Source organism: Bradyrhizobium sp. CCBAU 53351 (genome assembly GCF_015291745.1).
Lineage (GTDB): Bacteria > Pseudomonadota > Alphaproteobacteria > Rhizobiales > Xanthobacteraceae > Bradyrhizobium.
Genome location: NZ_CP030059.1, coordinates 4,133,587 through 4,157,531 on the forward strand (window position 1 = coordinate 4,133,587; position 23,945 = coordinate 4,157,531).

General features: G+C 66.0%; 24 protein-coding genes. 13 read left to right on the forward strand and 11 right to left on the reverse strand.

The features are described 5' to 3' along the window. Positions 1-25: 25 nt before the first annotated feature. A complete protein-coding gene (gene purN / locus XH83_RS19515; protein ID WP_194402425.1) occupies positions 26-679 on the reverse strand; it encodes a phosphoribosylglycinamide formyltransferase in 654 nt (217 codons plus the stop codon). Next, positions 679-1,752, reverse strand: a complete 1,074-nt coding sequence (gene purM / locus XH83_RS19520) for a phosphoribosylformylglycinamidine cyclo-ligase (RefSeq protein WP_194402426.1) — start codon at positions 1,750-1,752, stop codon at positions 679-681. The genes purN and purM overlap by 1 nt, the downstream gene beginning before the upstream one ends. A 157-nt stretch (positions 1,753-1,909) precedes the next feature. On the opposite strand from purM, the gene XH83_RS19525 reads away from it, so the two are divergent. From XH83_RS19525 to ppx, 4 genes are all read left to right on the forward strand, one after another. Continuing rightward, positions 1,910-2,452 carry a CDP-alcohol phosphatidyltransferase family protein gene (locus XH83_RS19525; protein WP_025035876.1) on the forward strand — a complete coding sequence of 181 codons (543 nt, stop codon included), beginning with the start codon at positions 1,910-1,912 and terminating at the stop codon, positions 2,450-2,452. Between the two features lie 105 nt (positions 2,453-2,557). Continuing rightward, complete coding sequence (locus XH83_RS19530; RefSeq protein ID WP_194402427.1) at positions 2,558-3,235, forward strand: DnaA ATPase domain-containing protein; 678 nt, start codon at positions 2,558-2,560, stop codon at positions 3,233-3,235. Positions 3,236-3,393: 158 nt separating this feature from the next. Continuing rightward, complete coding sequence (locus XH83_RS19535; protein WP_194408325.1) at positions 3,394-5,586, forward strand: RNA degradosome polyphosphate kinase; 2,193 nt, start codon at positions 3,394-3,396, stop codon at positions 5,584-5,586. A gap of 15 nt (positions 5,587-5,601) precedes the next feature. After that, the gene (ppx, locus tag XH83_RS19540) at positions 5,602-7,104 is read left to right on the forward strand and encodes an exopolyphosphatase (protein WP_194408326.1); all 1,503 of its coding nucleotides are present in this window, start codon (positions 5,602-5,604) and stop codon (positions 7,102-7,104) included. Positions 7,105-7,132: 28 nt separating this feature from the next. Here the strand turns inward: ppx and XH83_RS19545 are convergent, their stop codons facing one another. Genes XH83_RS19545 through XH83_RS19555 form a run of 3 tightly spaced genes read right to left on the reverse strand, consistent with a single transcriptional unit; the run spans position 7,133 to position 9,440 of the window. After that, positions 7,133-8,518 (reverse strand): sensor histidine kinase, encoded by a 1,386-nt coding sequence (locus XH83_RS19545; RefSeq protein WP_194402428.1) that lies wholly within the window; start codon positions 8,516-8,518, stop codon positions 7,133-7,135. After that, the gene (locus XH83_RS19550) at positions 8,515-9,180 is read right to left on the reverse strand and encodes a response regulator transcription factor (RefSeq protein WP_194402429.1); all 666 of its coding nucleotides are present in this window, start codon (positions 9,178-9,180) and stop codon (positions 8,515-8,517) included. The genes XH83_RS19545 and XH83_RS19550 overlap by 4 nt, the downstream gene beginning before the upstream one ends. Beyond that, entirely contained in the window at positions 9,180-9,440 is a 261-nt protein-coding gene (locus XH83_RS19555; protein WP_246776508.1) for a PepSY domain-containing protein, read from the reverse strand. The genes XH83_RS19550 and XH83_RS19555 overlap by 1 nt, the downstream gene beginning before the upstream one ends. Positions 9,441-9,639: 199 nt before the next feature. On the opposite strand from XH83_RS19555, the gene XH83_RS19560 reads away from it, so the two are divergent. The 5 genes from XH83_RS19560 to XH83_RS19580 all read left to right on the forward strand — a co-directional run bounded on the left by XH83_RS19560 (position 9,640) and on the right by XH83_RS19580 (position 15,165). Beyond that, complete coding sequence (locus XH83_RS19560) at positions 9,640-9,918, forward strand: PepSY domain-containing protein (RefSeq protein ID WP_194402430.1); 279 nt, start codon at positions 9,640-9,642, stop codon at positions 9,916-9,918. Between the two features lie 11 nt (positions 9,919-9,929). Then, complete coding sequence (locus XH83_RS19565) at positions 9,930-10,490, forward strand: cytochrome b/b6 domain-containing protein (RefSeq protein WP_194402431.1); 561 nt, start codon at positions 9,930-9,932, stop codon at positions 10,488-10,490. Positions 10,491-10,747: 257 nt separating this feature from the next. Beyond that, the gene (locus tag XH83_RS19570) at positions 10,748-11,782 is read left to right on the forward strand and encodes an efflux RND transporter periplasmic adaptor subunit (RefSeq protein ID WP_246776270.1); all 1,035 of its coding nucleotides are present in this window, start codon (positions 10,748-10,750) and stop codon (positions 11,780-11,782) included. Next, entirely contained in the window at positions 11,783-14,857 is a 3,075-nt protein-coding gene (locus tag XH83_RS19575; protein ID WP_194402433.1) for an efflux RND transporter permease subunit, read from the forward strand. It abuts the gene before it with no gap. Next, complete coding sequence (locus XH83_RS19580; RefSeq protein ID WP_194402434.1) at positions 14,854-15,165, forward strand: DUF3240 family protein; 312 nt, start codon at positions 14,854-14,856, stop codon at positions 15,163-15,165. Before XH83_RS19575 ends, XH83_RS19580 begins: the two co-directional genes overlap by 4 nt. Before the next feature lie 6 nt (positions 15,166-15,171). Here the strand turns inward: XH83_RS19580 and XH83_RS19585 are convergent, their stop codons facing one another. Together XH83_RS19585 and ndk are read right to left on the reverse strand one after the other, a co-directional pair. Continuing rightward, on the reverse strand, positions 15,172-16,032 hold the full coding sequence (locus XH83_RS19585; RefSeq protein ID WP_194402435.1) for a TerC family protein: 861 nt from the start codon (positions 16,030-16,032) through the stop codon (positions 15,172-15,174). A 44-nt stretch (positions 16,033-16,076) separates the two neighbouring features. Continuing rightward, positions 16,077-16,499 (reverse strand): nucleoside-diphosphate kinase, encoded by a 423-nt coding sequence (gene ndk / locus XH83_RS19590; RefSeq protein WP_194402436.1) that lies wholly within the window; start codon positions 16,497-16,499, stop codon positions 16,077-16,079. Between ndk and XH83_RS19595 the strand changes: the two genes are divergently transcribed. From XH83_RS19595 to XH83_RS19610, 4 genes are all read left to right on the forward strand, one after another. After that, entirely contained in the window at positions 16,492-16,662 is a 171-nt protein-coding gene (locus XH83_RS19595) for a hypothetical protein (RefSeq protein ID WP_194402437.1), read from the forward strand. The two genes, ndk and XH83_RS19595, sit on opposite strands and share 8 nt — an antisense overlap. A gap of 141 nt (positions 16,663-16,803) precedes the next feature. Continuing rightward, positions 16,804-17,058, forward strand: coding sequence for a sulfur globule protein precursor (locus XH83_RS19600; RefSeq protein ID WP_135165369.1), 255 nt, complete (start codon positions 16,804-16,806; stop codon positions 17,056-17,058). Positions 17,059-17,285: 227 nt separating this feature from the next. Then, positions 17,286-17,459, forward strand: a complete 174-nt coding sequence (locus XH83_RS19605) for a hypothetical protein (RefSeq protein WP_194402438.1) — start codon at positions 17,286-17,288, stop codon at positions 17,457-17,459. Between the two features lie 61 nt (positions 17,460-17,520). Continuing rightward, positions 17,521-19,386, forward strand: a complete 1,866-nt coding sequence (locus XH83_RS19610; RefSeq protein WP_194402439.1) for an ABC-F family ATP-binding cassette domain-containing protein — start codon at positions 17,521-17,523, stop codon at positions 19,384-19,386. A 94-nt stretch (positions 19,387-19,480) separates the two neighbouring features. On the opposite strand, the gene XH83_RS19615 is transcribed toward XH83_RS19610, so the two are convergent. The 4 genes from XH83_RS19615 to leuC all read right to left on the reverse strand — a co-directional run bounded on the left by XH83_RS19615 (position 19,481) and on the right by leuC (position 23,919). Next, entirely contained in the window at positions 19,481-20,446 is a 966-nt protein-coding gene (locus XH83_RS19615; RefSeq protein WP_194402440.1) for a tripartite tricarboxylate transporter substrate-binding protein, read from the reverse strand. A gap of 56 nt (positions 20,447-20,502) precedes the next feature. Further along, entirely contained in the window at positions 20,503-21,825 is a 1,323-nt protein-coding gene (locus tag XH83_RS19620; RefSeq protein WP_194402441.1) for a 2-hydroxycarboxylate transporter family protein, read from the reverse strand. Between the two features lie 64 nt (positions 21,826-21,889). Continuing rightward, entirely contained in the window at positions 21,890-22,498 is a 609-nt protein-coding gene (gene leuD, locus XH83_RS19625) for a 3-isopropylmalate dehydratase small subunit (RefSeq protein ID WP_194402442.1), read from the reverse strand. After that, complete coding sequence (gene leuC / locus XH83_RS19630; protein WP_194402443.1) at positions 22,495-23,919, reverse strand: 3-isopropylmalate dehydratase large subunit; 1,425 nt, start codon at positions 23,917-23,919, stop codon at positions 22,495-22,497. Before leuC ends, leuD begins: the two co-directional genes overlap by 4 nt. Between the last annotated feature and the right edge of the window lie 26 nt (positions 23,920-23,945).

Here is a 23,945-nt window from a genome sequence, read left to right on the forward strand (position 1 = left end):
GAAAGACCGCCGCGAGGACAGCGGTTCAGCGCACCACCGGCGCAACCAGAAAATTCTCCGACGGCCCGCTTCCTTCCGTCCTGCACACATCGCCCTCGATCCGGACCTTGCCGGTCGCAAGCAGCCGCAGCGCCTCAGGGTAGATGCGGTGTTCGACTTCGAGGATGCGCTCGGACAGCGTATCACCCGTGTCGTGGTCGCTGACGGGAACCGCGCCCTGCATCACGATCGGGCCGGCATCGGTCTCGGGGATCACGAAGTGCACCGTCGCGCCTGACAGCTTGACGCCGGCGCGCAAGGCCTGGCCGTGTGGATCGAGGCCGGGGAAGGACGGCAGCAGCGAGGGATGAATGTTGAGCATCCGCCCGTACCAGGCCCTGGTGAACTCGGCCGTGAACAGGCGCATGAAGCCGCCGAGGCAAATCAGCTCGATACCGTGCTGGTCGAGGGCGGCCTGCAACACCTTCTCGAAGCCGGCGCGATCCTTGCCGAACGGCTTGCTCTCGATCACCAGCGTATTGACGCCGGCCGCTTTGGCACGTTCGAGCCCGAGCGCATCGGCCTTGTTCGAGATGACGAGCGAGATCTCGGCCGGGAAATCCGCAGCGCTCGCGGCCTTGATCAGCGCGGCCATGTTGGAGCCGCGGCCGGAGATCAGGATGGCGACGCGGCGCTTCATCACAGCGCCAGATCGAGATGGCCGTTATAGACGACGCGGTGCTCGCCGTCGGCCGGGATCACTGTGCCGAGCTGCGCCACCGTCTCGCCGGCCTCGGTGAAGACCTGCATGACCTGCTCGACCTTGTCGGGCTCGACGATCGCGATCATGCCGATGCCGCAATTGAAGGTGCGCAGCATCTCCAGCTCGGCGATGCCGGCCTGCGCTGCCAGCCATTTGAACACCGGCAGCACCGGCAGGCGCGCCAGATCAATGCCGACGCCGAGGCCGTTCGGCAGCACCCGCGGGATGTTGTCGGTGAAACCGCCGCCGGTGATGTGGGCAAGGCCCTTCACCGCGCCGGTCTCGCGGATCGCCCGCAGGCAGGATTTGACGTAGAGCTTGGTCGGCGTCAGCAGCGCGCCGCCGAGCGTCATGACCGGTGCGAACGGCGCCGGTGCGGCGAAGCCGAGGCCCGATTGTTCCACGATCTTGCGGACCAGCGAGAAGCCGTTGGAATGCACACCCGACGAGGCGAGGCCGATCACGGCATCGCCAGCCGCGATGTCCTTGCGCGGCAACAGCGTACCGCGCTCGGCGGCACCGACGGCAAAGCCGCCGAGATCGTAATCGCCGTCCTTGTAGAGGCCTGGCATCTCGGCGGTCTCACCGCCGATCAGGGCGCAGCCGGATTCGCGGCAGCCTTCCGCGACGCCCGCGACGATCGAGGCCGTGGCCTCGGGGTCGAGCTTGCCGCAGGCGAAATAGTCCAGGAAGAACAGCGGCTCGGCGCCCTGCACCACGAGGTCGTTAACGCTCATGGCGACGAGGTCGATGCCGATCCCGCCATGCAGTCCGGTCTCGATGGCGATCTTGACCTTGGTGCCGACACCGTCGGTCGCGGCCACCAGGACGGGGTCCTTGAAACCGGCCGCCTTGAGGTCGAACAGTCCGCCGAAGCCGCCGATCTCGGCGTCGGCGCCGGGCCGCGCCGTGGCGCGCACCATCGGCTTGATCAGATCGACCAAGCGGTTGCCCGCGTCGATATCGACGCCTGAATCGGCGTAAGTGAGGCCGTTTTTGCGGTCGGTCATGCCCGATTTCCAGTGGGTTTGCGGCTGGTTACGTCGAATTCCGGGGACGCGCAATGGCTCGCATGGCGCACCGCCATATACTATGTAGAGATATCAACCGGTTCAGCCTCCCGAGAGGCCGGATTCGAGGTCAGACCGGGTGCCGGGAAGCGCTTTCGTGAGTATTCCGAACATCATTACCCTGGGCCGCATCATGCTGGTCCCGATCATCGTCTGGGCCATCGTATCGAGCCAAATGGAGGTCGCGTTCGCCGTCTTCCTGATCGCCGGTATCAGCGATGCCGTGGACGGCTTCCTGGCCAAGCGCTTCAACATGACGAGCGAGCTCGGCGCCCTGCTCGATCCGCTCGCGGACAAGGCCCTGCTGGTCTCGATCTACATGGCGCTGGGGATCTGGGGGGCGATTCCGCGCTGGATCGTGATCCTGGTGGTCTCGCGCGACATCATGATCGTCGCCGCCGTGATCGTGTCCTGGCTGTTCGACCGGCCCGTCGAGATGAAGCCGTCGAAAGTGTCCAAGCTCAACACCGTTGCGCAAGTGGCGTTCGCGGCGCTGGTGCTGGCGGCGCTTGCCTTCGGCTTCAAGCCGGCTCCTTATGATATCATCCTGATGGGCCTCGTCACGGTCTTCACGCTCTCCTCGGTGTCGCTCTATCTCGTCGAGTGGCTGCGGCACATGAGCACGATCGAGGCCAAGTAAGAGCAGACCAAGTGAGAGGAGAAGCGGCCGCGCAAAAGGCCAACTCCGCTCGATCAAGTCGCATTCTTCAAACGGGCCGGCGCGCCGGCATGGAGCAAAGCAAGCGTGGCAGGCCGCGTCCATCCCCGACAATTGGCGTTTTCGCTTCCGCATGCGGAAAGCCTCAGCCGGGACAATTTCCTTGAAGGCCCCGCCAACGCGGCTGGTCTGGCCCTGATCGAGCGCTGGCCGGAATGGCCGAACCGGATCATGTGGCTGGCCGGCCCGGAAGGCAGCGGCAAGAGCCACCTCGCCGCGATCTGGGCCGAAATGTCGGGGGCACGCTCGACCGTCGCCAACGCCCTGACGGCCGCAGGCGTGCCGGGCGCGCTCGCCACCGGCGCGCTGGTGGTCGAGGATATCAGGGCCAAGGACTTCGACGAACGCGCCCTCTTCCACCTGATGAACCTCGCCCGCGAGGACGGCGCCTATGTGCTGTTCACCGGACGCGAGGTGCCGGCCGCGCTGGAGATCGAGCTTCGCGACCTGCGCTCGCGTCTGCGCGCCGTGCCTGTTGTCACGCTGCTGCCGCCCGACGACCAGCTCTTCCGCGGCCTGATCGTCAAATTCTGCGCCGACCGCCAGCTCAATGTGGACGAGAGCGTGGTCGGCTACCTCGCCACCCGCCTGGAGCGGTCCTCGGCCGCGGCCCGCCAGGCCGTGGAACTGCTCGACAGCGAGGCCCTGCGGCTCGGCCGTCCCGTCACCAGGGCGCTGGCCGCGGAGCTGCTCCGGGACGCCTGACCCCGGTCTGCCCCGCTCCAAGGGCGGGGCGAAGCCCGCTTGACGCAGCCAAGCGGCGGAACATCAATGTCATCGAAACGTCATCGCTCTAACACATGCTCCCGCAGGTTTTGCGCATAGATCGCAAAGTGAGGCGAGACAGGATGGACCGGCTTCTGATGGACTCTGCGCAAGCTATTGAAACTAAAGAAAAAGCCCCGGAAGCCGAAGGCCCGCCGGCAATCGCGTCGAGCCCCGAACGGTTCATCAATCGCGAGCTCTCCTGGCTGCATTTCAACCGCCGCGTCCTGGAGGAATCGGTCAATCCCAGCCACCCCATGCTCGAGCGGGTACGATTCCTGTCGATTTCCGCGAATAATCTCGACGAGTTCTTCATGGTCCGGGTCGCCGGCATCAAGGCGCAGATCCGCGAGGGCATCGCCGAACGCAGCCCCGACGGGCTGACGCCATCCGAGCAGCTCGCCCTGATCAACCGCACCGTCTCCGAACTCGCCTCCGACCAGCAGGCGATCTGGCGCGACCTGCGCGGCACGCTGGCCGATGTCGGCATCGTGCTGGTGGACGGCAAGGACGTCACCAAGGCGGAACGGACCTGGATCGAGGATTACTTCCTCAACAACGTGTTCCCGCTGCTGACGCCGCTGGCGATCGACCCGGCGCACCCCTTCCCGTTCATCCCGAGCCTCGGCTTCACCATCGCGCTCCAGCTCACGCGCGCCGCCGACGGCAGGCAGATGAACGCGCTGATCCGCATGCCCGGCAAGATCGACCGCTTCATCCGCCTGCCGTCCGAGGGCAAGACCGTTCGGCTGATCTCGCTGGAGCAGGCCACCGCCCTGTTCATCAACCGCCTGTTCCCCGGCTACAATCTGCACGGCCAGGGCGCCTTCCGGATCATCCGCGACTCCGAGCTCGAAATCGAGGAAGAGGCCGAAGACCTCGTCCGCCTGTTCGAGACCGCGCTGAAGCGCCGCCGCCGCGGGTCGGTGATCCGGCTCGAGATCGACGCCAAGATGCCGGAGCAGCTGCGCAGCTTCGTCCAGCACGCGCTCTCGGCCGCCGACGACGAGGTCTTCCTGGTCGACGGCGTGCAGGCGATGAACGAGCTCTCCCAGCTCACCCGCCTCGACCGCCCCGACCTCGAATTCACACCTTACGTACCCCGCCACCCCGAGCGCGTCCGCGAGCACGGCGGCGACATCTTTGCCGCGATCCGTCAGAAGGACCTCGTCGTCCATCACCCCTACGAATCCTTCGACGTCGTGGTGCAGTTCCTGCAGCAGGCCGCGCGCGACCCCGACGTCGTCGCGATCAAGCAGACGCTCTACCGCACCTCCAACAACTCGCCGATCGTGCGCACGCTCGCCGAAGCCGCCGAGGCCGGAAAATCGGTCACCGCGCTGATCGAGCTGAAGGCGCGCTTCGACGAGGAAGCCAACATCCGCTGGGCGCGCGACCTCGAACGCGCCGGCGTGCAGGTCGTCTACGGCTTCCTCGAGCTGAAGACGCACGCCAAGCTCTCGATGGTGGTGCGCCGCGAGGGCGGCAGCCTCACCACCTATGTCCATACCGGCACCGGCAACTATCACCCCGTCACCGCGCGCATCTACACCGACCTCTCCTACTTCACCTCCGATCCGACCATCGGCCGCGATGCCGCGCGCGTGTTCAATTTCATCACCGGCTATGCCGCGCCGAGCGATCTGGAAAAGATGGCGGTGTCGCCGCTCACCCTGCGCAAGCGCATCATCGAGCACATCCAGGGCGAGACCGCGCATGCGCGGCACGGCCGCCACGGTGCGGTCTGGATGAAGATGAATGCGCTGGTCGATCCCGACATCATCGACGCGCTCTACGAAGCCTCTCAGGCCGGCGTGCAGGTCGAGCTCGTGGTGCGCGGTATCTGCTGCCTGCGCCCCGGCATTCCCGGCCTGTCCGAGAACATCCGCGTCAAGTCGATCATCGGACGCTTCCTGGAACACGGCCGAATCTACTGTTTCGGCATGGGCCAGGGTCTGCCGAGTGCCAAAGCGGCTGTGTATATCTCGTCCGCCGACATGATGCCGCGCAACCTCGACCGCCGCGTCGAAGTGCTGTGTCCGCTGCAAAATCCGACGGTGCATCAGCAGGTTCTCGAACAGATCATGGTCGCCAATCTCAAGGACAATGAGCAGAGCTGGCAATTGTTGCCGGATGGGTCTTCAACGCGTATGAAGACCGCGAAGGGCGAGGAGCCTTTCAACGTCCACAACTACTTCATGACAAATCCGAGTCTGTCTGGCCGTGGAAAGTCGCTCAAGGAATCCTCGCCGCGTCGTCTCACGCGCCGGAACGAACGTCATCAATCCTGATCGGGGATGTCCGACGTGAAGCGGCCGCGCAAGCGCGGCTCGAGCGTCGCGGTCATCGATATCGGTTCCAATTCGGTCCGTCTCGTCGTCTACGAGGGACTGACGCGGAGCCTTATCCCGATCTTCAACGAAAAGACGTTGTGCGGTCTCGGGCGCGAGGTGCAGAGCACCGGCCTGCTCGCCCCTGACGCCGTCGACAAGGCGCTGACCTCGCTCAAGCGTTTTCGCGCCTTGTGCCGTGTGATGCAGGTCGGCCGCGTCTTCGCGATCGCGACCGCGGCCTGCCGCGACGCCTCCAACGGTCCCGATTTCATCGCGAAGGCCGAGCGCATCTGCGCCGTGAAGATCGAGATCCTGTCAGGCCCGCGCGAGGCGCGGCTGTCGGCGCTCGGCGTGATCTCCGGCATCCATCATCCGGACGGCATCGTCGGCGACCTCGGCGGCGGCTCGCTCGAACTGATCGACGTGCGCAAGAACAGCGTGCGCAGCGGCGTGACGCTGCCGCTCGGCGGGCTCGCGCTGCAGGACCTCGCGCACAAATCGCTCAAGCGCGCCGATCGCATCGTGCGCGAGGAGCTCGACGAGGTGCCGCAACTCACGGCGGGCCGCGGCCGCACCTTCTACGCGGTCGGCGGCACCTGGCGCGCCCTCGCCCGCATCCACATCATCCAGAGCGGCTATCCGCTCCAGGTGATGCACGGCTATTCGCTGTCCGCGGCTGAAGCGCTCGACTTCTCCCGCAGGCTGCGGCGCCTGGCGGCCGCGGACATGCTCGCCGACATCGAGAGCGTCGCGGACGCGCGCCGCCCGCTCCTCACCTATGCGGCGCTGGTGCTCGAGCACATCATCCGCGTGGCGAAGCCGAAGACCATCGTGTTCTCAACCTTCGGCGTGCGCGAGGGCTTGCTGCACGAGAAGCTGCCCGAGGGGGAACGCAACAAGGACGGCCTGATCTGCGCCGCGGAAGAGCTGAACCGGTTGCTGTCACGCTCGGCCAAGCACGCCCACGAGCTGATCGCCTGGACCGATCGCCTCGCGCGCGTGGTCAAGCTGCGCGAGACCGAGGAGGACCGCCGGCTGCGCCACACCGCGTGCCTCTTGTCCGACATCGGCTGGCGCGTGCATCCCGATCACCGCGGCGAGCAGACGCTGAGCCTGGTCGTCAACGGCAATTTCGGCGCGATCACCCACACCGAGCGCGCCTTCGTCGGCCTGTCGGTGTTCTATCGCTATGCGGGTCTGAGCGAGGAAAACCAGCCGCCGGTCACGATGCAGGAATTGCTGACGCCGGCGCAGCTCGAACGCGCGCGCCTCTTGGGCGCTGCGTTCCGCGTCGCGCATCTGATCTCGGCGGCGCGCCCCGGCGTGCTGCCGGCCACGCACTTCCGGAGCCAGGGACGTAAACTGATGCTCGTGTTCGAGCACCGCCTCGGCGACCTCGTCGCCGACCGCGTCGGCAGCCGTTTCCGCCAGCTCGCCCGCTTGATCAATCGCGCCGGCTCGATCGTGCGGCGCTGACCAACCGAACAGCGCGGCGAGCGAACGGCTAGGTTGCCGGACCAGCAGCAGTCATCCGATCGCGGCCCTCCTCGGGCGCGACCATGGCTTTCAGTCCGCCAAGCTCGGACTCGGCAAGAACAAGCTGCCACCCATAGGCGCTGAGCACGTCTTGCACGATGGAAAGGCCGAGGCCAGCCCCTTCGCCACGCTCGTCCAGCCTTACTCCGCGTTGGAGCACGCGTGCACGTTCGGCAGGCGCGATACCCGGACCGTCGTCTTCGACCGAGATCGCCGGTTTTGCCGCATCCGCAGCAATGCGCACCCGGCTCCTGGCGTAGCGGGCGGCGTTTTCCATGAGATTGCCCAGCACTTCCGCCAGATCTGCGCGATCGAGTGGCACACTCGGCTCGCCCGTCATGCGGATCTCGAAGTCGAGCCGCTGCGCTGCAGGCGTACGCGCCAGCGTCAGAATCAGGGACTGGACGAGCGGTCTGAGCGACGTGGAAATCCCGCCGCGCAGTCGTGCCGTCCCCCTCGCCCGCGCACGCGCCAGCTCGCGGTCGACGTGACGGCTCATTGTCTCGCCGACGGCTTCGATCGCCTGCGCGACCTCCAGCTCTCCGCGCTGGCGCAACAGCGCGACATCGGTCGCGAGTGCGGCAAGCGGCGTCTTCAACCCGTGCGCCAAGTCGGCGGCGCGGCTGCGCGACCGCTCGATTTCGCGTTCCTGGGCGTCAATCAGGCTGTTGACCTCTTCCACCAGCGGCCTGACCTCGGCAGGGACATCGACGGGGAGATGCTTGCATTGCCCGGAGCGGACGTCGGCGACGCCGCGACGAAGCGCGTCCAGCGGACGCAGGCCCAGTCCGACCTGGATCGAGGTGGCAGCCACCAGCACCAGACCCAGCACGCCAAGCGCCAGCGCCAGATCCCTGGCGAAATGCGAGGCGGCAGCCGATACGCGGGCGAGATCGGCCGCCACCGCGACGCGCACCGGCGCGCGGCGGTCGCCCAGGGTGAGCAGCACGCGGCGTTCACTGACCAAGAGGCGTGCGTTTGCAGGCCCGGGGATGATGTGGCGGTGCAATTCGCGAGGCGACGGCTCGTCCCGCGGGAGGTCCAACGCCGTGTCCCACAGCGAACGTGAACGCAGCACCTGACCGGCGTCGTCCGAGACCTGCCAGTACAAGCCCGAAAGCGGGTCGGCAAAACGCGGGTCGGCCGGCGGTCGGCCGACCACCAGCTTGCCCTGTGCATCGGCATCGATGCCCGCGACCAGCTGCTTCAGATAGACGTCGAGGTCGTCGCCGATGGTGCGCGCGACATGGCGTTCGAACAGCAGGGTCAGCCCGGCGCCGGCAATCGTCAGCGCGATCAGGATCGCCAGCAGTCCGCCGACGATCAGTCGGAGCCGCAGCGAGCCCCAGCTCACGGCGTCGTCTCCGGCACCAGATAGCCGAAGCCGCGCCGGGTCTCGATCAGATCGGAACCCAGCTTCTTGCGCACGCGGCCGACCAGCACCTCGAGCGCGTTCGACTCGTGATCCTCGCCGTGGCCATAGACGTTTTCATCGAGCTCCTGCTGCGACACCACTCGGCCACGATGGTGCAGGAGAAACGCAATCAGGCGGTATTCCAACGGCGACAACGCGACGGGTACGCCGCGCAGCGTCACCTTCATCTGACGTTCGTCGAGCTCGACGTCGCCCGCGATAATCCGTGGGGAAGCATGCCCGGCCGAGCGACGCACGATCGAACGCAGCCGCGCCAGCAATTCCTCCATTCGGAACGGCTTTGGCAGATAATCGTCCGCGCCAGCGTCGATGCCGTCGACGCGCTCGGCCCAGCTGCCGCGCGCCGTCAGGATCAGCACCGGCATAGACCGCCCGTTCGCGCGCCAGCGCTTGAGGACCGCCAGACCGTCCATGCCGGGCAAGCCGAGATCGAGCACGATCGCGCCGTAATCTTCGGTGTCGCCGCGGAACCAGGCTTCCTCGCCGCTGCGGACGGTCTCGACGACATAACCGGCCGCGCGCAGCGCCCTCTCCACATCGGCCGCGATCCGTCGGTCATCCTCCACGAGCAGCAGGCGCATCACTTCTCCTTGATGCGTTCGATCTCGCCGCTGCGCGCGTCCACGTGCGCTTCGTAGAGCCGGCCCTTGTCGTCGACGAGGCGAAACTCGTAAATCCAGCGACCGCGCTCGCGCTCGATCTCGACCCCCGCAATTTCGCCCGGCAGCTCGCCGCGAAGCGATGCGAGAATGTCGGCCAGGGACCTGATCTCGCCCGCCTCGACTGCGCGGCGAACCGCATCGGGCGCGCCTTTATCCTGATCGCCTGCGGCCGCAGGCATCGGCGCGAGCAGAACGCCTGCCAGCAATGGCACCGCGAGGAATTCCACAAAACCAGAGGATCGCATTGGCAGAGAATGCCCCAATCAAGCTGACAGATAGCTGACGTGGATCAACAGGCGCCGGTCAGGGCTGTTCTGCCAAGTTCCGCTCATCGCCTCGCCGCATGACGCGGCCGGGCGCCACAAGCCGGAGAGAACCATGCGAAAGATCACCGTCTCCACTGTCACCGCCGCCGCCTTGCTCGCAGCCGCCGCAACCGCTCATGCCGGGAGTCTCGGGCGCCCCTGCACCGCGGCGCCGCCGACAGATTGGCTTCCGCTCGAGCAATTGCAGGCCAAGATCGAAGCCCAAGGATACAAGGTCCAGAAGGCCAAGCTCAAGAACGCCTGTGGCGAACTCTACACGATCGACAAGTCCGGCAGCCGAGTCGAATTGTTCGTCGATCCGACCAGCGGCAAGATCGTCGGTCAGCTGTAAGGGGCTGCATCATGAGCACCATTCACGACACGATCGTCGCCGGCGCAACGCCGCCGGCGACGATCAAGGTCTGGGACCCCTTCGTGCGCGTGTTCCATTGGTCGCTGGCCGGGCTGTTTCTGCTCGCTTACGCGACCGGGGACGAGATCGAAACCGTTCACATCGCAGCCGGCTATACGATTGCCGGATTGCTGATGCTGCGAATTCTGTGGGGCCTTGTCGGGCCGCGCCATGCGCGCTTCAGCGATTTCGTGCGCTCGCCGCGCGCAGTGCTCGCCTACCTACGCGATGTGGCGCTCCTCAGGGCGCGACGTTATCTCGGCCACAACCCCGCGGGCGGTGCGATGGTCGTGACGCTGATCCTCATGCTGATCGGCACCTGCATCACCGGTTACATCATGACAACCGCCAGCTTCTGGGGAGCAAAATGGGTCGAGGAGGTGCATGAGGCGTTCGCCAACCTCACGATCGGCCTTGTCGTCGTCCACGTGCTTGGCGTCCTGGTCGCGAGCTTCGAGCACCGCGAAAACCTGGTGAGAGCGATGATCACCGGGAGGAAGCGTCCGTCGTGAGCAGGGTTGGTCACTCGGCTGGCGCCCCGCGAAGAGCCGGCAGCTTGCCGCAACGGCTGGTCCGCTTGAGGCAAATCAACCCGCCGAGATGCCGGTGGAGTAGTCGAAACTTTCAAGCAGGCCGGGCTTCGCCCGCTCGTGGGTTTGGGACGTCCCTCATGCGAATCCTTCGCAGAAATCTTCTTCGCCCCTCCATCGGGAGCGCGTTGGTTCGTACCTTCTTAGCCGTTGCACTCTGTCTGTCACCTTCCGTTTCGATGGCGCAGGACGAACTGAAGCTGAGCGATGCGCAGGCGCGCAATCTCGGTGTCCGCGTGACCCATCCGGTCGCGAGCCGCACCGACCTGACGCTGCCCTACCCCGTCCAGATCGTGATCCCCACCCAGCAATTGTGGGTCGTCAGTGCGCCAGTGGCCGGCATGGTCGCCAACCTTCTGGTCGGGCGCGGTGACCGCGCCACGGCCGGCCAGCCGCTGGTCACGCTGGAGAGTCCGAGCTTCGTCTCCCAGCAACGCGACTATTTGCATGCGATCGCGCAGGAGCACCTCGCCAGCCAGCAGCTCAAGCGCAACGTCGATCTGTTCGAGGGCAAGGCCGTGCCGCAACGCGTGCTGGAGGCCAGCCAGGCCGAAGCGCGCCAGGCCGCTCTCGTCGTCGCCGAGCGGCGCCAGATGCTGCGCCTGAGCGGGATGTCCGACGAAGCCATCTCTCACTTGTCCCAGGAAGCGGCGATCAGCGGCACGCTCACGGTCAACGCGCCGCAGACCGCATCCGTGGTCGAGGTCGCGGTGTCGCCAGGGCAGCGGCTCGAACAATCCGCGCCGCTCGTCAAGCTGGCGCGGCTCTCGCCGCTATGGGCGGAGATCGCGGTTCCTGCCGCCAATATTCGAGCGATCCGCACCGAAGCGAAAGTCGAGATCGAGGGCTATTCCGTCCCCGGCAAAGTCGTGCTGGTGTCCGAGACCATCGACGCTGCCACCCAGACCATTCTGGTGCGCGCCGAAGTCCCCAACGACGGCGAGCTGCATCCCGGCCAGACCACCGCCGCCCGCATCGGCTTTCTCTCCGCCGGCGAAAGCGCCTTCGAGATTCCGTATAGCGGGCTGGTCCGGCGGGGAGAGCAGACCTCGGTCTTCGTCGCCATCGACGGCGGCTTCCGCCTGGTCCCGGTGAAGCTGCTTGCGGAAGACCAGGACCACGTCGTGGTGTCGGGCCCCATCACGGACCGGGACGCGATCGCGATCGGCGGCATCTCGGCGCTTCGCGGCATTCTCTCGGGCCTGGGGCAGTAGATGCTCCGGCGCCTGGTTGCGTTCGCGTTGTCGCAGCGGCTGTTCGTCATGCTGAGCGTGTTGCTGGTGATCGGCGCCGGCGCTGTCCTCCTGCCCGGCCTGCCGATCGACGCCTTTCCTGATGTCTCGCCGGTTCAGGTGAAGATCATCATGAAGGCGCCGGGTCTCACTCCCGAAGAGGTCGAGCAGCGCATCACCGTCCCCGTCGAGCTCGAGCTGCTGGGATTGCCGAACAAGAAGGTGCTTCGCTCGACCACGAAATATGCGCTGGCCGACATCACCGTCGATTTCGAGGACGGCACCGACATCTACTGGGCGCGCAACCAGGTCTCGGAGCGCCTGTCGAACGTCGCGCGCGATTTCCCCGACGGGGTGAGCGGCGGTCTTGCGCCGATCACCAGCCCCCTCGGCGAGATGTTCATGTTCACGATCGACAGTGCCGAGCTTTCGCTCGCCGAGCGCCGGACCCTGCTCGATTGGGTGATCCGCCCCGCACTGCGGACGGTGCCGGGCGTTGCGGACGTCAACGCGCTCGGCGGCTATGTCCGAGCCTTCGAGATCGTGCCGCGCAACGACGCGCTGGCCGCGCGCGGTATTCCCTACGACCTGTTTCGCCGGGCCATCGAAGCCAACAGCCGCAACGATGGTGCCGGGCGGGTGAACCAGGGTGAGGACAGCGCGCTGGTTCGGATCGAAGGCAGCATCCGTTCGATCGACGACATCAAGGCCATCGTCGTCGACACCCGCGACGGCGTGCCGATCCTGGTCAACGACGTCGCGACCGTCAAAGTCGGGACACTGACGCGCTATGGCGCCGTCACGGCGGACGGCCGCGGGGAAACTGTCGAGGGCCTGGTCCTCGGCCTGCGCGGGGCCAATGCGGGCCAGCTCATCCGCGACGTGCGCGCCCGGCTCGCCGAGCTGCAGCCCTCATTGCCGAAGAGCGTGTCGATCAACGTGTTCTATGAACGCAGCCGCCTGGTCAACCGCGCCGTCGGCACCGTGGTGCGGGCCCTCGGCGAGGCCACAATCCTCGTCATCGTTCTTCTGCTGCTCTTCCTCGGCAACTGGCGCGCTTCGCTGGTGATCGCGCTCAGCCTGCCGCTCGCCATCGTGATGGCGTTGATCGTCATGCGTCTGGTGGGAATGTCGGCCAATTTGATGAGCCTCGGCGGCCTTGCGATCGCGATCGGCATGCTGATCGACGCGTTGGTCGTCGTCGTCGAGAACATCGTCGGCAATCTCGGCAAGCAGGAGCCGGACAAGTCTGCGCCGCTGATCCATTTGATCTACCGTTCGGTGTGCGAAGTGCTCGAGCCGGTCGCCTCCGGCGTGCTGATCATCATCATCGTGTTCGTTCCCCTGCTGACGCTGCAGGGGTTGGAAGGCAAGCTGTTCATCCCGGTCGCGCTGGCCATCATTTTCGCGCTGGCCGCCTCGCTGCTGCTGGCGCTCACATGGATCCCGGTTGCGACGTCTTTCGTGCTCAAGTCCGCCTCGCATCACGATCCCCTGCTGGTGCGGGCGGCCCAACGGGTCTACGCGCCGGCATTGGACTGGGCCCTGCGCAACGAACGCAAGGTGATAGCGGCAGCGCTGATCGCCCTGGTCGCGGCGGGCTTCGCCTACACCAAGCTCGGCAAGACGTTCATGCCGACGATGGACGAAGGTGACGTCATCGTCAGCGTGGAGACGCTTCCCTCGGTCAATCTCGACGAGTCGCTTGCGATGAATGCAAGGCTGCAGACCGCGCTGCTGGCCGTGCCCGATATCGCCGGCATCGTCGCCCGGACCGGATCGGACGAGCTCGGCCTCGATCCCATGGGCCCCAACCAGACCGACACGTTCCTGGTGCTCAAGCCGGCCAGCGAGCGCGCGACCGACAATCGCGAGGCCCTGCTGCAGAAGCTTCGCGAGGTCCTGGCGGGATTTCCCGGCATCTCGCTGAGCTTCACCCAGCCCATCGACATGCGCGTGCAGGAGATGATCAGCGGCGTGCGCGGCGACGTCGCGGTCAAGATCTTCGGCCCCGACATCGCGAAGCTGAACGAAACCGCGGCAAAGCTTTCGGCGATCCTCTCCAGCATCGACGGTGCCGAGGACGTCTACACCACGCTGAACGAAGGCGCTCAATATTACACGGTCGCGGTCAATCGCATGGAGGCCGGCCGCCTCGGCCTGACCGTGGATTCCATCGTCAACTCGCTGCGGACCCAGATCGAGGGCCGGACGATCGGCACCGCGCTCGAGGAAGGACGCCGCACGCCGATCCTGGTCCGAGGTAGCGAGACGACAAGGGAAGCGCCGACCCTGCTGGCGAGCCTGCCGCTGACGCTAGCGTCCGGACAGCATGTCGCGCTGTCACAGGTCGCCCGCATCCAGCGCGTCGACGGCCCGGTGAAGATCGACCGCGAGGACGGCGCCCGCATGAGCGTGGTGCGCGCCAACATCCGCGGCCGTGACATGGTCGGCTTCGTCGAAGCGGCCCGTCAGAAGGTGGCGACCGACCTCCCGCTTCCGAACGGCTACCGGTTGACCTGGGGCGGACAGTTCGAGAACCAGCAGCGCGCCGCCGCGCGCCTGTCCGTCGTGGTGCCCGTCGCGGTCGGGCTGATCTTCGTGCTGCTGTTCACAACGTTCGGTGCCATCCGCCAGGCCTTGCTGGTGCTGGTCAACATTCCCTTTGCGCTGATCGGCGGCGTCTTTGCGCTGGTGGTGACGGGTGAGTATCTGTCGGTGCCGGCCTCCGTCGGATTCATCGCGCTGCTCGGCATCGCCGTGCTCAACGGCGTCGTCCTGGTCTCCTACTTCAACCAGCTCCGCGCCCACGGCCTTCCCGAGGATCGCATCGTCGTCGAAGGCGCCCTGCGCAGGCTGCGGCCGGTGCTGATGACCGCGAGCATCACGGCGCTGGGCCTGATCCCGCTGCTGTTCGCTTCCGGTCCTGGATCCGAAGTGCAGCGGCCGCTCGCCGTGGTCGTGATCGGAGGATTGCTGTCCTCCACCCTGCTCACCCTGATTCTCCTGCCGATCCTGTATCGCCGCTATGGCGGGACGTCGAAGGTGGCGAAATGATCGACCAGCCCGTCTGTCTCACGCTGATCGTGCCTCACCAGCTCCGCGACGAGATGTTCGACTTTCTCACTGAACAGAGCGACCTGGTTTCGGGATTCACCGCGTCACAAGGCTCGGGTCACGGCACGGAGGTCCGTTTGCATACGGCCGCCGAACGCGTGAAGGGCCACGCCGATCAGACAATCGTGCAAGTGGTGCTGCCGGGGAAAGATGCCAGCCGCCTGCTCGACCGCGTGCGGGTTTCGTTCGCTGGAACCAAGCTGGTCTACTGGACCACGCCCGTGACGGAACGCGGCACGATCCAGTGATCCGGCCTATTCGGCCGACGCCCGCGCGTGCCGCTCGGACGATTCCAGGGCGGCGGCAGTCAGCTTGCGCCGGCGCCAGATGGTGCCGACCACCAGCACGACGACGACGCCGAGTGCGGCGCAGAAATATTCGCCGCCGGACCCGCCATGGCCGAACTGCGGCGGGATGCGCAAGGCGCCGAGCATGCTGTCGAGCGAGGCGCCGAACGGACCGTCGAACAGCGTGTGCAGCTTCGGCGCGACGCCGGGATCGGTCGCGATCACCTCGCCCGCGATCCAGCCGAGCAGCGCCGCACCGGCCCAGACCAGCACCGGCAGCTTTTCTAGCAGCGCCATGATCAGCGCCGCGCCGGCGACGATCAGCGGCACGCTGATGGCAAGGCCGAGGATCAGGAGCGGCACGCTGCCATTGGCGGCGGCGGCCACCGCAATGACGTTGTCGAGCGACATGACGATGTCGGCGACCACGACGATCTGCACGGCCTGCCACAGATGCGAGGCGGCATCGACGTCGTCTTCGTCCTCATGTTCCGGCACAAGCAGCTTGGCCGCGATCACGATCAGGGCGAGGCCGCCGATCAGCTTGAGATACGGCAGCTCCATCAGCGTTGCGACGATGCCGGTGAAGATGATCCGCAGCATCACCGCCGCGCCGGCACCGAAGATCATGCCCCACAGCCGGTGTCGCGGCGAGAGGCCGCGGCACGCGAGCGCTATCACCAGCGCGTTGTCGCCGGACAAAAGGATGTTGATCCAGATGATCTTGCCGACCGCAATCCAGAAGGTTGGCTCGGCCATCTCGTTGCGAAACTGGGTGAAGAATGCCCCGATCGTTGCGGGATCGAAGATCTGCCAGAGCCAGTTCACAATACGTCCTTTCGCCCCGTCGACTTAACTTGGCGGCTGATCGATCAGCCGACGATCTCGTTGCCCGAGAAGAACTGCGCAATCTCGATCGCGGCGGTCTCCGGGGCATCCGAGCCGTGGGCGGAATTCTCGCCGATCGACTTCGCGTAGAGCTTGCGGATGGTGCCCTCCGCGGCCTTGGACGGATCGGTCGCGCCCATCGCGTCGCGATACCTGGCGACGGCATTCTCGCCTTCCAGCACCTGGACGACGACCGGACCCGAGGTCATGAACTCGACGAGCTCGCCGAAGAACGGCCGTGCCTTGTGGACGGCATAGAAGGTCTCGGCCTGCTCCTTGGTCATGCGGATGCGCTTCTGCGCAACGATGCGCAGGCCCGCCTTTTCGATCACGGCGTTGACGGCGCCGGTCAGGTTACGCGCGGTCGCGTCGGGCTTGATGATCGAGAAAGTGCGTTCGATGGCCATAATCTTGTCCTTGGAAGAAAACCGGTGGTTGGCGGGTTGCGGGGCTTATATCGGCGCCTTTGCCATCCGGCAAGCGACCGCCGGTATGACGTCACAGGCGCTTCGCCGCAGGACCGTGACCGACCTGGATTACGACAATTTCACCCAGATGAACCCAATCTGAAGGCTCTGTCAGGATTCGGTTCAGCCTCGCCGGCGTAGGGTTGGCCCATCGAAACCGAAGCCTGATCATCAGGCGGACCGTTTCGGCGGCCTTTCCATCGACGCGGATTGCCCCCGCGCCGGCAGTTCTGAGGAGATCACCATGTTGAGGAAACTTTCGCTTGCCGCTGTCGCTGCGGTTGCGCTCGGTGCCGCGCTGGCGCCGACCTCGGCCTCCGCTCACTGGCATGGCGGCGGACCGGGCTGGCATGGCGGTGGCGGCTGGCACGGCGGCTACCGCTGGGGCGGCCCGCGGTTCTATGCCCCCGTCTCCTACGGCTATGGCGGCTGCTATGTGCGCCGGCTGGTCCCGACCCCCTGGGGACCCCGCTGGCGGCTGATCAACCGCTGCTACTGAGCCCGACAGCACCTTTCTGAAGACCGACAGGTATCTGCGCCCCCCACAGGTACCTTCCAAGAGGAGCCCCGGCGATCCCCCCGCCGGGGCTTCGCATTTTGGGCGGATACGGCGGGATTCCTACAATTTTGACGAGAATGGCAGCTATCCCCTGGGAATCGCGAAACCATTTTGGGGGCCAATGACTTGGTACCGTGTCGATACTTTGAGAACACGGAACCTGCGTGATGGCTGGCCTTCTTGCCAATGACAGCGAACAAATCGACCGGCGCACCACCCGCTCGATTTGCGATGCCGTGGGCGAACGGCTCCAGCAGAGCCTCCGCCCCGAAACCCGGCTCCCTACACATCTCGAGCAGCTCCTCAACGAGCTGGAACGGCGCGAACGCGACCCCCATTAGGCTGCGGGCGGCAGTTGCAGAAACGGGTTGCGTTTGATGCCGGCTGCGGTGACAAGGCCGCATGCTGTCCATTACCGACCTCTCCATCCGCCTCGCCGGACGTCTTCTGATTGACCAGAGTTCCGTGCAGATCACGCCGGGATCCCGCGTCGGTCTGGTCGGACGCAACGGCACGGGCAAGTCGACGCTGTTCAAGGTGATCCGCGGCGAGCTCGCGGCCGAGCACGGCTCGGTGACTTTGCCGCCGCGCTGGAGCATCGGCAGCCTCGCCCAGGAGGCCCCCAACGGACCCGAAAGCCTGATCTCGGTCGTGCTCAAGGCCGATCTGGAACGCGACGCGCTCCTCACGGAAGCCGAGAGCGCGACGGATCCGCACCGGATCGCCGAGATCCAGACCCGCCTCGTCGACATCGACGCGCATTCGGCGCCGAGCCGTGCCGCCGCGATCCTCTCGGGCCTCGGCTTCTCCGCCGCCGACCAGCTCCGCCCCTGCGCCGAATTCTCCGGCGGCTGGCGCATGCGCGTCGCGCTCGCCGCCACGCTGTTCGCGGCGCCCGACCTGTTGCTGCTCGACGAGCCCACCAACTATCTCGATCTCGAGGGAACGCTGTGGCTGGAGGATCACCTCGCGCATTATCCGCGCACCGTGATCGTGATCAGCCACGACCGCGACCTCCTGGAAAGCTCGGTCGACCAGATCCTGCACCTGGAGCGCGGCAAGCTCACGCTCTACAAGGGCAGCTATTCCTCCTTCGAGGAGCAGCGCGCCGCGCGCGAGCTGCTCGATGCCAAGGCCGTCAAGCGCCAGGAGGCTGAACGGGCGCGCCTGCAGGCCTTTGTCGACCGCTTCAAGGCCAAGGCCTCGAAAGCCCGACAAGCACAGTCTCGCGTGAAGATGCTGGAGCGGCTGAAGCCGATCACGGCACTGGTCACCGAGGACGTGCGCGAGATCAGCTTTCCCGCGCCCGAAAAAATCCTGTCGCCGCCGATCATCGCGGTCGACAACGCCTCGGTCGGCTACGATCCCGCGGCGCCCGTGCTCAATCGCGTCACCTTGCGCATCGACAATGACGATCGCATCGCGCTGCTGGGCGCCAACGGCAACGGCAAGTCGACGCTGGTCAAGCTGCTCGCCGGACGCCTTGCGCCGTTCTCCGGCAAGGTGACTCGCGCGGACAAGCTCTCGATCGCCTACTTCGCGCAGCACCAGCTCGATGAGCTGAACGAGGACGCCTCGACCTACGACCACGTCCGCAAGCTGATGGGAAGCGAGGCGCCGGAGGCCAAGGTGCGCGCCCGCGCCGGCGCGATCGGCTTCTCCGGCAAGGCCGCCGACACCAAGGCCGGCAAATTGTCGGGCGGCGAGAAGGCTCGGCTGCTGCTGGGCCTTGCGACCTTCTTCGGCCCCAACATGATCATCCTTGACGAGCCGACCAACCATCTCGACATCGACAGCCGTGGCGCGCTTGCCGAAGCCATCAACGAATTTCCCGGCGCGGTGATCATGGTCTCGCACGACCGCTATCTGATCGAGGCCTGCGCCGATCGGCTCTGGATCGTCGCCGATCGCACCGTGACCAATTACGACGGCGACCTCGACGAATATCGCCGCCTGGTGCTGTCGACGCGCAACGGCGAGCCCGCCCCGCGCGAGCGCAGCGCGTCAGCCGAGAAGCCGCAGCGCGCAAGGTCGGACAATCGCGGCTCGCTGAAAAAGCGCATCGCGGAAGCCGAAGCCGAGATCGCCCGCGTCAGCGAGATCATCACCAAGATCGACACGGCGCTGGCCCTGCCCGACATCTTCACGCGCGACCCCAAGCAGGCTGCCCAGTTGTCAAAGGCACGCGCCAACGCGGCCGATGCGCTGGCACGGGCGGAGGAGCAGTGGCTGGAGGCGAGCACGCAGTTCGACGAGGCGGCGGGGTAGATTCAAATTCTCGAAAACAACCCCATGCACAGTACGGGTAATAAACTACCCGCGCACAAGCTGTTGAATAGCGAGCTCTTAGGAGCTGGTCACATCAGTCGGCGTACTGTCCGGCGGCCTTGATGATCGGCGCCCAGCGGTCGATTTCACTCACCAGCACCGCGCCGAGCGCCTCCGGCGTCGCCTTGTCTTTCGGGGCAGGCTCGGTGTTGATGTCGTTGAGCCGGGCGATCATCGTGGGATCCTGGAGTGCGGCCTGGAGCGCCGCCGTCAGCTTCTGAATGATCGCCGGCGGCGTGCCCTTCGGCGCATAGAGGCCGTGCCACACGCCGAGTTCAAAGCCCTTGAGGCCCGCCTCGTCCGCTGTCGGCAGATCGGGCAAGCTCTTCAACCGCTCCTTGGTCGTCACCGCATAGGCTTTGACCTGCTTGGCCGAGATCGGCCCGGTGGTGTTCGTCGCCTGGTCGCAGGTAAGATCGATCTGCCTACCGAGGAGATCGTTCATGATCGGGCCGTTGCCCTTGTACGGCACCGTGGTGAGCTGCTTCTGGATCGCCGTCATGAACAGCATGCCGCACAGATGCGACGCCGCACCGAGCCCAGCATTGGCATAGGTCAGCTTGTCGCCCTGCTGCTGGGCGTAGGCGACCAGGTCCTTGAGCGTGTCGGCCGGGAAATCCGGACGCGCGATGATGGTCATGGGCGCGTTGGTCACGAGCCCGATCGGCGCAAAGGCCGTCTTGGTGTCGTAGGTGAGGTTGCGATAGAGCGTCGCCGCAGTCGAAATGCCGACGTGATGCATCAGCAGCGTATAGCCGTCGGGCTGGGCGCGCGCGGCGCGGGTCGAGCCGATGATGCCGCCGGCGCCGGTCGCGTTCTCGACGATGACCTGCTGGCCCAGCGACTTCGCCATGCCCGCGGCCGTCAGGCGAGCGATGGTGTCGGTCGGCCCGCCGGCGGCGAACGGCACCAGCATGGTGATGGGCCTCGTCGGATAGTCCTGGGCGAAGGCCGCGCCAAGCGGCAAGAGCAGAGCCGACACGAGGGCAATGAACCGCATAATTTCCTCCAGATTGTTATTGGCGCCATCAAAGCGGATTCCTGGCCGCACGGCCATCAGGAAAGCGACTTCATCAGGAGGGTTGCGATCACGATCATGATTGCGCCGCCGACACGGGTCGCAATCTGTGCGAAGGCCATCAGGCCCATGCGATCCGCTGCGCCGAGAATGGCGACGTCGCCGGTTCCGCCGAGGCCGGAATGGCACGCGGTCACGATCGCCGCCTCGACCGGATACATGTTCAGCCACTTGCCGACGAAGAAGCCCGACGCGATCATCGCCAGCACCGTGGTCGTGCAGATCATGATGTAGCCCGGATTGAACGAGGCGACGAGTTGCTGCCATGAGACCAGCAAGGTCCCCATCGCCACCAGGATCGCAAACGTCAGGTTGGTCGACATGAACTTGTTGATCTGATAGGCGCCGAGCTCCATCTCGGCCGGGAGTAACCTCGTCAGCTTCAACGCCACTGCGGCGATGATCATCATGATGGGGCCCGGGATGCCGGTGAACGGCGCCAGGACAATGCCCAGCACGAACAGGCCGCATGACAGCACCATGCCGGCGCCGAGCAACCCGAGATCGATCGGCCGGTCAGGCCGCGACTCTCCGAGAATGTCGCCGTCTCCGGTCTTGACCAGCATGCCGTTGCCGTTGAGCTCGCGGCGCGTCTCGCCGAGCCGCGCGAGCAGGCCGGCGCTGACGATGGCGACGACGTTGCCGAGCAGCGCCGCCGGCACCATCTGCGCCACCAGCTCGGCCTGCGGCCGGTGCAGCATTTCCGAATAGGCAATCGACAGCGGCAGCACGCCCTCGGCAAGGCCGCCGCCGACAATGGGAATGATGACGAAGAAGAACGTGTCCTTCGGGCTATGGCCGAACAGAAGTCCGACCGCGATGCCCGCGGAGACGGCCGCGATCGTGCCGACAAGGAGCGGAACGAACATGCGGATGAAGCCCTGGACCAGGACCCGGTAGGGCATGCCGAGGATCGAGCCCGCGACGAGGCAGGCGATGAAGAAATATTGAAAATTGGCGGTGCGGAACGTCGTCGCGATCGCCTTCAGCGCAACCTCCGGCATCAGGCCGTAGCTCACCAGGGCCGAGGGCACGAACAGGCAGAGGATCGCCGTGCCGCCGATCTTGTTCAGAATGGGAATCGTCTGTCCGAGCTTGCCCAGGAGGAAGCCGAGCAGCATCAGGACCAGAAGGCCGCCGATCACGTCGTTCGGCAGCTTGCCGGAATAGACGGCAGCGGCACAGACGAGCGCGGCCGCGAGGTAGATGCCGAGCGGCAAGGGGCCGATCTTGAGGCGGGCAAGCTCCGTCGCAGAAGCGGTCTCCGGCGCTTCAGCCGCGCGATAAGTCGTGTCTACCAAGGGTCCCTCCGCTGTTTATCGTTCTTCGTGGCGCGGGGTCGAGCCGCGCCCGGCGCGTGCAGTCTCAGGCAATCCAGGGATTCTCCGCGCGATGCCGCGTCTCGAAGGCGCGGATGTCGTCGGCGAAGACGAGCGTGGAGGCGATGAAATCGCGGCCGGTCAGGAAAGCCTCCTTCCTGTCCGGCTCGATATCGAATGCGATGGCGCGGTGGCCGCGATCGAAGCGGATCGTCTGCGCGGCGAGATCGACGGTGAGGTCATTGCGCGCATCGTCGGCCACGACGGTGGCAAGCTCGGACACGACAGCGGGATCAAGCGAGATCGTCATCAGGCCGTTGTTGGCGCAATTGTCGTTGAAGATTCCTGCGAAGGTGGTGCCGATCAGCGCGCGGATGCCGAGTTGCTGAAGTCCCCAGACGGCGTGCTCGCGGCTCGAGCCGCAGCCGAAATTCGGGCCCACAACGAGGAAGCTGGCGTCGCGATAGCCGTCCTGGTTCAGGATGAAGTCCGGATTGGGCTTGCCGTCGCCGAACCGCAGCAGGTTGAAAGTCCCCTCGCCGAGGCCACTGCGGTCTACGCCCTTGAGGAACATTTTCGGCATGATCACGTCGGTATCGACGTTCGGCGCCAGCATCGGCGCCGCGACGCCCGTGACCTGATGGAACGGCGTCATTGGCTTGATCCCTCCAGAAGCGAACGCACATCGGTGATGCGTCCGGTGACGGCAGCGGCCGCCACCATCGCCGGGCTCATCAGGTGCGTGCGCGCGCCCGGGCCCTGCCGGCCTTCGAAGTTGCGGTTGGTCGATGACGCGCAGCGCTCGCCCGGCTTCAGCACGTCGTCGTTCATCGCAAGGCACATCGAGCAGCCCGACTGCCGCCATTCGACGCCGGCATCCGTGAACACCCTGGCGAGGCCTTCGGCCTCGGCCTGCGCCCTGACCTGGGTCGAGCCCGGCACCACGATGGCCCGCACGCCGTCCGCGACGCGGCGGCCGCGAAAGATTGCGGCGGCATCGCGCAGATCCTCGATCCGCGAATTGGTGCAGGAGCCGATGAAGGCGAAGTCGATCGGAACGGATTGAATGGGCAGTCCGGGCGCAAGGCCCATATAGCTCAGCGCGCGCAGCGCGGCCGCCTTGCGGTCGGGCGCCGCCTGACCTGCCGGGTCGGGGATGCTCTCCGTGACGGCGATCGCCTGGTCGGGGCTGGTGCCCCAGGTCACCAACGGCGCGACCTCGGACACGTCGAGCGCGATCTCGCGGTCGAACCGGGCGCCGGGATCCGAAGCCAATGCAAGCCAGCTCCGGGCGGCGCGCTCCCACATCTCGCCTTTTGGCGAACGCGGACGGCCCTTCAGATAATCCAGCACCTTCTGGTCCGGCGCGATCACGACACCGCGCGCGCCCGCCTCGACGATCATGATCGACATCACGATCCGGCCCTCGACACTCATGTCGGAGACGACGGGACCGCCGAACTCCACGGCATATCCGGTCGCACCGTCGGCACCGATCCGCCGGATCACCTCCATGACGACGTCCTTCGGTGTGACGCCGAGCGAGAGCCTCCCGGTCAGATCGATGCGCATCGTCTTGAGCCGGCGGTAGCGCACTGTGGAGGTCGCGAGATAGTGCTCGATGTCGGACGTGCCGATGCCGTAGCCGAGCGCACCGAACGCGCCATAGGCCGTGCTGTGACTGTCGCCCGCCGCGATCACCATGCCGGGCATGACCAGCCCCTGCTCCGGCGCGACGACATGCTCGATGCCCTGCCGGGGATCGAGGATGTCGAAATATTCGATGCCGAAATCCCTGGCGTTATCGGCAAAATAGTCGACCTGCCGCGCCGCCGCGCCGTCCGGCATCGCGCGGGTGCGCCGGGCGGCCGTCGGGTTGACGTGGTCGACCACCATCAACGCCGCCCCGGGATTCCAGACCTTGCGTCCGGCCGCGCGCAAGCCCGCGAAGGCTTGCGGACTGGTGTATTCGTTGAGCACGGTGCGGTCGACGTAAAGCAGCACGAGCCCGGACTCATCGAGATTGCGGACGACATGGGCGTCGACCAGTTTGTCGTACAGCGTGCGCGCTGCCATCGCGCTGTCCTCCGGAAAAACTCTTG